Annotated in this window: 7 protein-coding genes; 1 reads left to right on the forward strand and 6 read right to left on the reverse strand. The window is 75.8% G+C overall.

Annotation, left to right across the window (positions count from 1 at the left end):
* Positions 1-87 precede the first annotated feature (87 nt).
* The 6 genes from ABZ234_RS30940 to ABZ234_RS30965 all read right to left on the reverse strand — a co-directional run bounded on the left by ABZ234_RS30940 (position 88) and on the right by ABZ234_RS30965 (position 10,971).
* Positions 88-1,176: a DUF3068 domain-containing protein gene (locus tag ABZ234_RS30940; protein ID WP_355014363.1), complete on the reverse strand. Its 1,089-nt coding sequence runs from the start codon at positions 1,174-1,176 to the stop codon at positions 88-90.
* Entirely contained in the window at positions 1,173-5,600 is a 4,428-nt protein-coding gene (locus tag ABZ234_RS30945; protein WP_355014364.1) for an alpha-(1->3)-arabinofuranosyltransferase, read from the reverse strand. Before ABZ234_RS30945 ends, ABZ234_RS30940 begins: the two co-directional genes overlap by 4 nt.
* Positions 5,597-7,012, reverse strand: a complete 1,416-nt coding sequence (locus ABZ234_RS30950; RefSeq protein ID WP_355014365.1) for a glycosyltransferase family 4 protein — start codon at positions 7,010-7,012, stop codon at positions 5,597-5,599. Before ABZ234_RS30950 ends, ABZ234_RS30945 begins: the two co-directional genes overlap by 4 nt.
* Before the next feature lie 226 nt (positions 7,013-7,238).
* Positions 7,239-7,379 carry a hypothetical protein gene (locus ABZ234_RS30955; protein WP_267948341.1) on the reverse strand — a complete coding sequence of 47 codons (141 nt, stop codon included), beginning with the start codon at positions 7,377-7,379 and terminating at the stop codon, positions 7,239-7,241.
* Positions 7,376-9,367: a hypothetical protein gene (locus ABZ234_RS30960; RefSeq protein WP_355014366.1), complete on the reverse strand. Its 1,992-nt coding sequence runs from the start codon at positions 9,365-9,367 to the stop codon at positions 7,376-7,378. Before ABZ234_RS30960 ends, ABZ234_RS30955 begins: the two co-directional genes overlap by 4 nt.
* Positions 9,367-10,971, reverse strand: a complete 1,605-nt coding sequence (locus tag ABZ234_RS30965) for a GDSL-type esterase/lipase family protein (RefSeq protein WP_355014369.1) — start codon at positions 10,969-10,971, stop codon at positions 9,367-9,369. The genes ABZ234_RS30960 and ABZ234_RS30965 overlap by 1 nt, the downstream gene beginning before the upstream one ends.
* A gap of 603 nt (positions 10,972-11,574) precedes the next feature.
* On the opposite strand from ABZ234_RS30965, the gene ABZ234_RS30970 reads away from it, so the two are divergent.
* The gene (locus ABZ234_RS30970) at positions 11,575-12,519 is read left to right on the forward strand and encodes a hypothetical protein (protein ID WP_355014367.1); all 945 of its coding nucleotides are present in this window, start codon (positions 11,575-11,577) and stop codon (positions 12,517-12,519) included.
* Positions 12,520-12,645 lie beyond the last annotated feature (126 nt).

Genomic DNA, 12,645 nt, shown 5'->3' on the forward strand with positions numbered 1-12,645 from the left:
GTGTCCGATACTACGGCGTGGCCTCCTCGCCCACCTCCGGAACACAGGCGTGCGCCGGCGGACGCGGCCCCGTCCGCCGGGGCCCGGTCACCACTGCGGGTCGAGGGGCTCCCGGGCACGCCGGCGCCCGCGCCTCCGGGCGGGGGCCTCCCGATCGGCGGGGCCGGCGCCCGCGTCCCCGCTCCGCACACCGTCCGCGGGGGCGCCGTCCGCACGGTGGCCCCGCCATGCCCCCACCAGGCCGACGAGGACCGCCAGCCCGCCGAGCGGTCCCAGCGCCCAGGGCGCCCAGGAGTCCAGGGCGCGCAGCAGCACCGACCGGACGCGGGCGTGCTCGGCGTAGGCCGATACCTGGTTGTCCGCCATGACCAGTTCCGCGTACAGGAGCGGGACCTCGCCCCCGCCGTCCTGCGGGCGCAGGGTCTCCGAGCGCGTCTCGTGGGCGTCGACCACGATCCCGCTGACCGGCTCCACCCAGAACGTGCGGCTCACCTCCAGCCAGCGCGTGGCGGTGACCGTCCCCCGGGCGCCGGACCGGAACAGCCCGGCGGGCACCGGGCGCGCCGACTCCGGCACCTGGGAGGCCTCGACCCACTGGCTGTACCGGCGCACGGGGACCCCGGCGACCTCGTCCCACTCCTGGAACTCCAGCATCGGCGCCGAGCGCACCTCGGCGTCGTAGAACGGGTGGTCGCCCTCCTCGGCCCCCGGCGGCCACGAGTACACGAGCCCCGCCTGGCGGACCGCGCGGTCGCCGTCGACGTGCTCGCCGCAGCAGTTCACCGCCCTGCCGGTCTCGCGGTCCACGATCACCCGCCGGCTCCAGTGGTCGATCATCCGGTCGGGCACCGAGGTGTCCACGGACACCTCCCACGCCGACCAGTCCCTGCCGTGGGCCGAGCCGTCCACGCGGGTCACCCGGGTGAGCTCCGCGGCCTCCACCCACCGCCAGGTGGAGGTGTCGAGGTAGCCGGCGTCCTCGTCGACCATCCTGACGTCGAACCGGGTCTGCGCCGGCAGCAGGGCGATCCTGTCGTGCACGTACAGCGGCAGCAGGGCGGCCAGTGTCAGCAGGAACGCCCCCAGCGCCACCATGACGGCGCCCCGCGGCAGGGGGCGCCCGGGGGACCCGGGCGGGCCGACCTGGCTGTCGGTCCGCGTCCCGGTCGCACTCATGCGCGGGCCTCCTCGGAGTCGGGCTCCCTCAGGTCGCCGTCACGGGGCTCCGCCGCCGGGTCGCTCCCGTCCGCCCCGCCCGGGTCCGGTCCGCGGGCGGCCTCCGGGTCCGCCCCGGCGGCCGCGCGTTCCGCCGGCGGGTCGGCGTCGGCCGGGTCGCCGTCGCCGCGCCGGCCCAGGGCCAGGACGAGCCTGGCGAGCGCGGGCAGGCACAGCAGCTGGGCCGCCCAGCCGCGCAGCGCTCCCCCGAACGCCTCCGTGACGTCGTGGAAGGGCATGTACAGGGCCAGGTGGGTGCCCAGGGCCACGGACAGCCCGGCCAGGCCCAGCGACACCACCGGGGGCCACGGCCCGGCCAGGTGGGGCAGCAGGCGCCCGCCCATCGACGGCCGCCCGGGCCTGGCGTGCCTGAGCCGCCGGGGCGCGCGGCGGCCCAGCCACCACATGCACAGCAGGATCAGGCCGACCAGGGCCGCGCCGACCCAGCCCGCGACCCAGACCCCGTAGGCCAGGCCGAGCGGCAGGACCGCCCAGCGGCCCGGCCACCCGGAGCCGGCCGCGGGCAGGGCCCGGGAGCCGCGCGGGGGCGAGGCCCGGAGGGCGCGCCCGCCCGGCAGGAGCCGGCGGGGCCACAGTGCCGCCGCCACCAGCACCGCGGCCAGGGCGGCGCCGACGGCGAGGGCGCGGTGGTAGGCGGTGTCGGGTGTGTACGTCAGGGTGACCGTGCCCGCGCTGCCCTCCGGGAGCACCCAGGCCTGCTTCCACCCCTCCAGGCGGATCGGCTCCAGCGGCGCGTCCCCGCCCTCCAGGACCGCCCGCCAGCCCTCGTTGAAGTTCTCGTTGACGACCAGGAAGCTGTCCTCGTCGACGTCCACGTCGAAACGGCGCTCGCCCGGACCCCACTCGTGCAGCGCCTCCACCTCGGCCGTGGTGACCTCGGCCCGGTCCGCGGCCGGCCCCGCGGAGCCGATGAGCGCCGAGCGCACCTCGTAGCGGTTGCCCGGGTCGACCACGACCCGGTTCTCGCCCTCGACCAGGTCCAGGTCCGTGCAGCTCTCGTAGGGCACCGGCCGACCGGTGAGCTGGTCGGCGAGGGCGCCCCCGCTGATCCGGGTCTCCACGCGCTGTCCGTTGACCCGCAGCGTGGGGCCCAGGCCGCAGGCGGTGGACGCGTCGCCCTCGGGCAGCGGGTCGACCGGTTCGACGCCGGGGAGCTCGACGGAGCCGATCTCCAGCGACTGCCCCTCGGGACGCTCGAACGTCACCCGCAGCGAGGACGCGGTGAACTCGGCGAAGTCCACCCGGCCGCTGCCGTCGAGCCAGCCCTCGCGGACGGTGCCGCCGCCCTCCACGGTCACGCGGATCGGCCGCATCACGCTGTCGGCGCGCGGGAACTCGACGGCCAGGTACCCGATCTCGGCGGGAGTCCCCAGGTCGATGTCGAGCCAGGGGTTCTTCTCCTCCGGGTCCGGGTACCAGACGGTGCTCTCGTCACCGTCCAGGACGCCCCGGCCCATGGCCGCCGGGTGCTCCACCGCGGTGGAGGAGGCGGTCACGTGCGGATGGGGGCCGGCCCGGTTCGCGGCGTTCTCCGCCTCCCTGGGATCGGTGAGCACGACCTCGCCGGTCACGGAGTGCGGCGTGGAGGCCGCGTCCGCCGACAGGTCGAAGGTGCGGTCCAGCCCGCGCGCGTCCTCCCCCTGCACCTGGAGGCGCGGGTTGCAGACCCACACGTGGGAGCCCTCCATGCAGCCGGGCACGGTCCCGGTGGAACCGGTGAACAGCAGCGTCCCGGTGTCCGCGGGGCCGGGCACGCGCAGGGAGCGGTCCGGTTCGAGGCCGGGGACCGAGACGGAGGAGATGCCCACACGGGTGCCGAACCGGTACTCGGGCTCCCAGGCGAGCTCGTCCACGCGCACGCGCAGCGTGCTGGTGGGCCCCGGCGGGGCCATGAGCTCCTGCGGCTCCGCCGTCCCGGCGACGGGGACCTCCGCCTCGCCGTTGTCGGTGACCAACGTGACGCGGGAGGGCGGCGGCTCGTCGGCGAGCTGCTCGAAGGCGATGCTCAGCCCCGTGAGGTCCTGGGGCTCGGAGAACTCGACCTCGATCCACTGGCCCAGGGCCCCGGTGAAGGCGCTGGACCGCCACGAGGTGGTGAGGTCGTCGTCGAGCGCGGCGTGCGGGGCGTGCCCGGGGTCGCGGTCGCCGGCGCGTGCTCCCGCGCCGCTCTCGGACGAGGAGGCCCTCACCGACTCGATCCCGATGTCCTCGGCGTGGGCGACGTGGTCCTCCCAGGCCGGGTCGAGAACGTCGGGCGCGGGGACGTCGCGTTCGAGTTCCTCGTCCTCGGTCAGGGTCGCGGACACGTTGCGGCGCACGTCGGGGTAGACGACCTCGCGGCGGCGGGCGGTGTCGGTGACGATCGTGTCCTCCGCGGCGATCCCGGCGGCGCCGGGGTCGTCGCCCAGGAGGACGGGGCGGTCGTCGGTGAGCAGGCCCTGCTCGGCCAGGTGGAGCACGGACTCGGGCCCGCCGGTGACCCTCAGCGTCCCGTCGGAGGGGACGGTGCCCACGGTCGGGGCCGCCTCCCCTACCTCGTAGACGGTCAGGGCCGGGTACGGCTGGTCGAACCACTGCGAGGCGGACTGGTGGTCGAGGGAGCCGATCACCGGGCCGAACTCGGCGGCCTCGGTGATGCCGGGCGAGTTCCGGAGCGCCTGGTGGACGCGTGCGGGCCAGCCGCCGTTGTTGGCGGTGCGCTGGAGGTCGTTGCGAACCAGGAGGTGGGTGACGCCCATGCGGGCGAGGGTGGCGGAGAGCCCGGCGGAGCCGCGGCCCGAGGAGACCCTCTGGTCGATCTCGTGGGTGATGCGGGAGACGCCCGCCGACCCCCACGGGATGATCTGGTGGTTGGTCCAGGCACCGTCCAGGAGGGGTTGCAGGGGTTCGTCGAGGGGGCGCCCCCACTCGTACTCGCCGCGCGCGGAGCCCGGCAGGGCCATGGTCATGCCGCGCTCGTCGGAGCGCTCCTCCAGCCAGTCGGCCGCCTCGTACCAGTACTCCGGGATCCGCTCGTAGCCCCCGGCGGGGGCGATGCCGACGGCGCCGATGGGCACGAGGGTGACGAGGAAGACGGAGGAGGCGCCGCCCGCGACCGCCCGGCGGACGCGCCCGGGGACGGGGCCCCCGCTGCGGTCCGCCCGGTCGCGCGCCACCACGACCGGCAGGTGGGCCAGGCCCAGGACCAGCGGCAGGCGGATCAGCGCGTCGAACTTGTGCACGTTCCGGAACGGGGAGAGGGCCCCGTCGAGGAGGGTGCGCACCGTCTCCGCGAAGGGCCCGGTGAGGTCGCCGGTGAAGCCCGCGACGATGATCGCGGTGCCGGTCAGCAGGCTCGTGATGAGGAACAGGCGCTCGGGGGTGCGCCGGTTGACCAGCCCGGCCAGGCCGAGCCCGGCGACCACCGCGGTGGCCGCGATCAGCCAGGGGGTGGTGGACAGCTCCGCGCCCGAGGGCAGGGCCGTGTTGCCCTGGTCCGGGAGGAACCCCATCCAGTTGGAGGTGCCGCGCAGCGCGTTGACCAGGGACGTGACACCGGTGGTGACGGCGGCGTCCTCGGTGTAGGGCATGAACGAGTACACGTACCGCGACATGATGAGCAGCGGCGCGACGTACCAGGAGGAGGCCAGGACCAGGGCCGCGGTCCACCACGCCATGAGCCGCCGCTTGCGGGGGCCGTTGGCACGGGTCAGCAGGTAGAGGCCGGGGACGACCAGGACGGCCAGCTCGGAGGCGGCGTTGGTGCCGCCGCACAGGAGGAAGGCCAGGCCGGACAGCAGCGCGGCGCGGGCCGGGGAGTACCCGTGCCGGGCCCCCAGGACCAGGGGCAGCAGGATCCACGGCATCAGCAGCATGGGCTGGAGCTCGGCCGAGTTGTACGACAGCAGCGTCAGCACGCGGGGGGCCAGGGCGTAGGCGACCCCGGCCAGGATGCGCGTGTTGGCGGTGCCGATGCCCAGGGCCTCGGCGACCTTGTACACGCCGGTGAAGGCCGCGACGAGCAGGACCGCCATCCACAGCCTCTGGATGAGCCAGTCGGGCATGCCCAGCGAGTCGAACAGCAGGTGGAAGGGGCCGTTGGGGAAGAAGTACCCGTAGGCCTGGTTCTGGATCTGCCCGAAGTAGGAGGCGTCCCACAGGTGCAGGGCCCGCTCCATGAACCCCAGGGGGTCGGCCGTCAGGTCGATCTTGGTGTCGCTGACGATCCTGCCGGGGTCGATGCTCGCTGCCAGAGCGCCCAGTAGCAGACACACCGTGAGGACCTTGAGCCGTGTGAGCAGCCTCTGGTCCAGTTCTCCGCGGGGGGCGGTCGGTGTGCTGGAATCCTCCGGTTCGCGCCTGGCGGTGGATTCCGCCGAAGTCACATTCGCTCTTTCCTGCCTGCTGCCCCGGCCGGGGCGCCCGGGGTGGTCGTGGTGGCCGGGGCCTCTCCGGCGCCGGGGTGGTCGGGGGTGCCGCCGGGGAGGCCGAGTTCGGCGGCGACCAGCCGGGCCATCCGCGCGCCGCTGGCCTCCCAGGTGAACCGGGCGGCCCACGCGAGGCAGGCGCGGCGCACGGCCTCGGCCCGTCGGGGGTCGGACAGCTCCTCCAGGGCCCTGGCGACCGCGCCGGCGAGGTCCTCGCCCTCGCGGACCAGCCACCCGGTCTCACCGTCACGCACCGAATCGCGAAGTCCGTCCACATCGTAGGCCACGGTGGGCACGCCGAGGCGTGCGGCCTCGATGACGGTCAGGCCCCAGCCCTCGAACTCGGAGGCGGTCACGTGGAGGTCGCACGCCGCCAGGACGCCGTTCTTGTCCTCCTCGGAGAGGAAGCCGTGCAGGCGGACCCGGTCGCCGGTGCCGTCGCGCACAACCTGTTCCGCGAGGTGGTCGCCCTCGGGACCGCGCCCGATGATGTGCACCTTCAGGCCGGGGTGCGCTCCGCGCAGGCTGCGCGCCAGGTCGACCACCTGCGAGACGCGCTTCTGGACGACGAGGCGGCCGAGGCTGACGACGGCGGGGCTCCCGAGGCCGGTGGCGGGGGCCGCGGGGGGCCCGGGGAGGAGCCGGCCGGAGGGCGCGGTCCGGGGGTGGTGGAGGGCGGCGGGCCGGAGGGGACGCGCCGGGGGCGTGCCCCCGTTGTGGACGATCTCGATGGGCGCCCTCCAGCCGAGCTTCTCGCGCATGGCCCGGCGGGAGGACTCCGACACGGTGACGGTCGTGCAGTCGCGGTACACGCGGGAGGCGACGGCCGACTCGATGAAGCGGCCCACCCGGGCGAGCGGGGCCGCGAAGTAGGCGTTGAACTGGAGGTCGTGCACGTGGTGGACGACGCTGACCACCCTGGTGCCGCGGCGCAGGACGAGCCGGGACAGGAAGGGGATGCCGTTCATGCAGTCGAAGGCGAGCATGTACTCGCGCCGCCACAGGGCGAGCCACGCCATGACGCGCGGGTAGACGGTGAACTTGCCGCCCATGCGCCTGATGACGATGCCGTCCCGGGTCTCGACGCGGGCCTGCTCGGGTTCGCGGCTGGTGAGGAAGGTGACGATGGCGCCGCGTTCGGCCAGGTGGCGGCTGATCCGCCAGGCGTACTCCTCGGCTCCCCCGGCGGCGGCCTGCCAGGGGTCGCGCCAGTTGATCATGACCAGGCGGACGCCGTCGAGGCGCGGTCCGGGGTCGGGGGGCGCCTCCGTGCCGGCTTCCGCCGGGGCGGGTGCGGTGGTGGCGGCCGGGGACGCGGCGACCCGGGACAGGGCGGGTTCCGCCCCGTGGCGGACCTTCTGGAAGACCACACGCTCTCCTTCCGCGCGGAGTCCGGGAGGATCGGCCGCGAGCACCCTCCGCGTACGCATGGACACGTACGGCGATCACGCGGGGGAAGGGTGGAGCGCATGCCGAACAGACCCGTCGACCGGACGTCTGTGGGGGGGCGGCCTGGGACGGGGGCCGCGGGGTTTCGGGGGTGGGACGCCCCGCTGGGGACGGGGCGCCCGCTGTCCTCCGTCGAACTCGGGCTTCCTAGCGGTCGCCGTAGTTGTAGAGGGTTTCGTTCACCGGCTCCGCGGTCGCGGTCGAGTCCGTGGCGAGGCTGGTGGCCAGAACAGTGCCACCCCCCGCCAGGGCCGCGCCGATGACGCAGGCGGCGATTACCTTGATCACTTGGGGATCTCCTTCCGCGCGCCCGACCCCGAACTGGGACCGAGGCACTGGAAAACGAGACTAGAACCTGATCTAGCCATAGACCAGATGATTGCCCCAACTGTAACTAACCCGCCGGTAACTTCCAACCCCGAAATGGCGGCTTTGTCTGCCTTGATGTGCTGATCCTGAACCTCCAGAAGCACCATGTCGGCCCCCTCCACCACCACGGACAGCCCGTCCACCCCGGACCAGAACTGGTTATCGACCTGTGCCGTCACCGCCACGTACCGCACCCCGGCCCCGGCCAGGACCCCGGGGTCCAGCCGGTCGGGCAGCCCGGTCCCCGGGTCCGGCCGCAGCAGCCCGGCGACCTCCCGGGCCCGGGCGTCCTCGCCGGTCACCACCACCGCGCCGCCGTCCGGCGTGCCGACCACCAGGTCGTCGTTCCACACCGTCCGCCGGTCGAAGAGCCGGGTGGCCGGGTCGAGCACGACGGCCGGTCGGCCGGACCAGTCGATCCCCCGGTAGGCGCTCCACGGGAGCACCAGCACCGCCCCGGGGCGCCCGTCCCCGGCCACCGCCCGCTGGGCCTCCAGCCAGGAGTCGGGGTAGTCGGCGGGGGCGAGCGCGCCGCCCGCGCCCCACAGGAGACCGGGGAGGGTCACCACGGGAAGAAGCCCCGCGAACACCGCCGGCACCATCCGCCACAGCCCGGCGGGCTCCGGTCGGGAGCCGCCCGCAGGCGGGGGGCCGTCTCCCCCCGGGGAACGGACGGCGCCCGCCACGGGGAGGCCCCGCGGCGGGGCGCCCCCCTCCCCCGCCACGGAGGAGCCCGACAGCCACAGCACCGCCGCGCCCAGCCCGAGCGCCTGCACCAGCGCCAGGGGGGCGACGTAGAGCTGGCCGTCCCGCAGCACCCCGAACCCCGGCCACAGCCCGACCAGCCAGCCCAGGAGCTCCCGGCCGGGAGCGGTGGCGCCCAGCAGGGCGATCGCCAGGCCCGCGGCGGCGGCCGCGGAGAGCCCCGCCCCGAAGGGTGACCGCCCCCTCCGCAGCAGCCACGCCCAGCCCGCGAGCGCCGCCAGGCACAGGAGCAGCCGCACGGCGGCCGTCACCGGCTCGCCGTAACCCGCCGGGACGGCCCCCGAGTTCCACACCCCGCCCAGGAGCAGCAGGGACACCGCCGTGCCGAACGGGGTGTCGGACCTGGCCGCGAACGCCTCCACCCCTGCCGGGTCGGTCCCCGCGCCGCTCGTCAGCGACGGCAGCAGCCACGGCAGCGCGACCGTCACCAGCGCCGCGAGGAAGAGCCCGGTCCGCGCCCACCGGCGAGCGCCGGGACCGCCCGCTCCGGGCGGGGCGCCGCCGGGCGCCCGACGGGCCCCCAGCAGAGCCACCGGGCCCGCCGTGAGCCCGGTCAGCACCACGGACGAGAACCCGCCCACGGCCGCCGGGACGAGCGCGCGCACGACTCCGGCGAACCCCGCCCCCGGCCGGAGCTCCGCCGACCGGACGACGGCCCCCACCACCCACGGCAGCCCCGCGTAGCCCAGGAGCACGGCCCACTGGCCCAACAGCAGGCGTTCGGCGACGAACGGGTTCCACACGTACGCCAGGCCCGCGGCGGCCGAGGCCGCGAGCGTCCCGGCCCGCACCGGCCCGCCTCCCGCCCACGCGCGGGCGAACAGGACGGACGCCCCCGCCCCTCCCACGGCGAACACCGCCAGCAGCGCCAGCGCCTGCACCGCGTCGCCCGGCAGCACGCCCGACAGCGCGGCCACCACCACGTCGCTGGGCACGGCCCGGGGGAAGCCGTCCGCCCCCTCCAGCACCGTGCCCGGGGACAGGTCCGGCACGAACACCATGTCGTAGCGGAGCACGTACCCGGGTCCGAGTGCCGGCCCGAGCGCCAGGACACCGGCGAGGAGGCCCACCGCCCACGGCAGCAGGAGTGCCGCCCACCGGAGCCTCCGGGCGCCGCCCGCGGCACCGCTCCGCACGGCCATCAGCCGCCCCCCAGGAGGGCGCTGTCGGAGAAACCGCCCTCCACGTAGTCCCGGTAGGAGCGGACCACGACCTCGTAGGCGCCCGACACCGTCGCCGTCCAGCGCGGCTCCTCCCCCGCCGAGCCGAGCGTGCGCCAGCCCTCACCGTCCTCGGGGCCGCGTCCGTCGCGCCGTTCACAGCCGCCGTCCGGCTCCGAGGGGGCGGGCAGCGGCGCCTCGGGCGCCGGGGTCGGGCCGGGGTCCGGCAGGGGCGGGTCGGTGGGAACCGGGTCCGGCGCCGGCGGGGACGGGTCCGCGCCCCCGTCCGGCGGGGCCGCGCCCCCGCCGTCCGGGCTGCCCGGCATCCCGTCCACGTCCGCGGGGACCCCCGGGGACCGCCGCTCGTCGGCGGACACGCAGTCCAGCGGCCGCACCCACACCTCGTAGTGGGAGGCCTCCTCCACCGCGTCCCACACCACCGTCGCGCCGCCGTCCCGGACCCCGATCCCGTCGGGGCCGGGGGGCGGGTCGTCGTCCCACACCAGCTGCAGGGGCTCGGACTCCGCGCCCTCGTCCCTGCCCTTGAACGGTCGCACGACGAACTCGTACCGCGCACCGCTGAACAGCGACTCCACCAGCACGGATCTCTCGCCGCCGTCGTCCTCCACCTCGACCGGCAGCACCGACGCCTCGTCGGGGTCGGGCTCCACCCGGCGCTGCACCACCCGGTAGCCGGTCGCCCCGGGCACGGCCTCCCAGCTCAGCACGAGCCCGTCCCCGGTCTCCTCCGCGACGGGCTCGGGAGCGGTCGGCGGCCCGACCGGCAGGCGCGGGAGCGGGCGCTCGAACGCCCGGCCGACCCCCAGCGGATCGGCGAGCGCGTCGGCGAACGCCGCGGCGATCCTCAGCTCGCCGCGCGCGTTCGGGTGGGCCTCGTCCCAGTTGTCGCGCGCCGGCGCGTACCCGTCGGCGACCCGCGCGACGACCACGGGCGAGTCGCCGGAGGTGAGCTGCCGGGCCAGGTCGACCAGCCCCATGTTGAACCGGGCGATCTCCTCGTTGAACCGGCCGTCGTCGCCGGTGCCCTCCACCGCGGGCAGCTCCCCGATGACGAAGCGGGTCTCGCCCTGCACGACACGGACCGTGGACACCGTCTCGCCGATGCCCTCCAACGCGTGGTCCGCCCCGTGCCCGGCGAGGATGTCCTCGGTCCCGGCGAGGAGCAGCAGGTACTGGGGGGCGTGCTCGGCCGCCACCTCCGCCACACCGGTGGCGAGTTCCCTCGTGGACGTGCCCCAGCGCGCCGCGTGGTCGGTGTCGAATCCGGGGTCCGCGTAGTCACGGTTCCCGGGCTCCCCGTCGTCGAGCCCGTACAGGTCGTCGCGGGGTCCGACGAAGTCGATCTCGACGTCGGCCTCCCGCAGGTGGGACCACAGGTGGAAGCGCCAGGTGTAGTCGCCGCTGCTCCCCTGGGTCAGGGAGTCGCCGACCAGCATGAGGCGCAGCTCGCCCGCGGGCGGCCCCGGAACCGTGACGGGCTCCTCCGCGAGCTCGTCCCCCTCGCCCCGCGCCCCGCCCGAACCGGTCTGGATGAGCAGGAGGGTGACGGCCATCGCCGCGAGCATGACCCCAAGGAGCCCGAGCGGGCCGGGCTCGAAGCGCGAGGAGCGGTACCGCCAGGGGGCCGGGCGCGGCCAGGGCAGGTCACGCCACGAGAAGTTCCGCGCGTACCCGCGCCAGGAGGGCGGGAGCAGCCCCGCCACTCGCGACCACGGCGAGGGGCCCGCCCCGCCGGCCGCGGAGGAGCGCTCCTCCGCCTCCGGTCCCGGGACGCCGTTCGCGCCGTCCCCCGCCTCCGCGCGCGGGGGGCCGACCGCCCCGCCGCGGGGCTCGGAGGTGTCCTCACCGGGCTCGCCTGGGTCCTGCACCATGCCCCATCCCTCGCCGTCACGCCCTTCGGCAGCCCCGGAACAGGTTCTATGCCCACTCCCGGAGCCACACCGTCCCTGGCTGTTCAGACGAGGACATGGGGCTCGTCAGACCAGACTAGAACTGGTTATATGGAGGTCGTCAACCGTCCAAAGTCCTCCGGCGGCCGATGTGGGACCGCGCATCCCGACGTTAGCGCCACCCGTGTCCGCCGAGACCCCCGCCCCGGCGCTGCCGCACCGGGCGCCGACGCACGGGCCCTCCCGACGCCGCCGCCTCCGAGCCGAAAGGCCCCTCCCGTGATCGGACTCCTGGTCGCGCTCCTGTCCGCCGTGGTCTACACCGTCGGCCTGAGCGTGCAGCAGCGTGCTCTGCACGGGTCGGAGTCGATCTCGGTCAACCGCCCCCTCCACCTGGCCCGCGTACTGCTCGGCAACCCCCGCTGGGTGTTCGGCTGCCTCTTCACCGCGCTCGGCAGCGTGGGGCTCATCGTCTCCCTCGGCCTGGCCCCGGTGTCCGTGGCCCAGCCCGCGTTCGCCGCCGGGGTGGCGTGCGGCATCCTCGTCGTCACCCTCGTCGTGGGCGAGCGGATCACCCGCGGCGAATACGTGGCCCTGGCCCTCATGCCTGTCGCCCTGGGCCTGCTCACCCTGTCCACCGCCGACGGCGCGGAGACCGGGACCACCGCCGACACAGGGCTGCTCGTCACCGTCAGCCTGGCCACCGTGGCGGTGTGCCTGGCCGTGGTCGCCCTCACCGGCGGCGGACGGTCCATGTCGGCGGCGGCCCTGGGCGCCGCGGCCGGCTTCGCCCAGGGGAGCGCCGGACTCCAGGGCAAGGGCCTGGGCGGACTGCTGGCCGACCACGGCCTGTGGGCGGCCGTGGCCCCCGCGCTCCTGTCCCCCTACCCCTACCTGTACGCGGTCGGGTGGGCGGTGGGCATCGTCCTCTTCCAGACCTCGCTCCAGCGCTCCCGGGCGTCGATCACCGCGCCGGTGTCCAACGTGGCGGGCAACGTGTTCATGGTCGTGATGGGCACGATCCTGTTCGGGGAGCGGCTGCCCGACGACCCGCTCATGCTGGCGCTGCGGATCGGCGGCTTCGCGCTGACCCTGGTCGTGGTGGTCCTGGTGCGCGGCAACGTGGCCCGGGCCGAGGCCGACACCAGCCGCAGGCGGGCGCACCTCGCCGACGCCGCGCCGACCACCCCCGCCCGGAACGGCACGGACGCGCCCGGGGCCTGACCCCGGCCGTCCCACGGAAGGCGGGGCCCGGCGCCGCCGCCCCGCACCGGAGACGGCGGCGGGGGGGGGGGGGGCGGGCCGCCGCCGCCCCCCCCCCCCCCGCCCGGCGCGGGGGCGGCGCGGCGC

It is taken from the genome of Nocardiopsis sp. NPDC006198 (genome assembly GCF_040613895.1).
GTDB lineage: Bacteria > Actinomycetota > Actinomycetes > Streptosporangiales > Streptosporangiaceae > Nocardiopsis > Nocardiopsis tropica.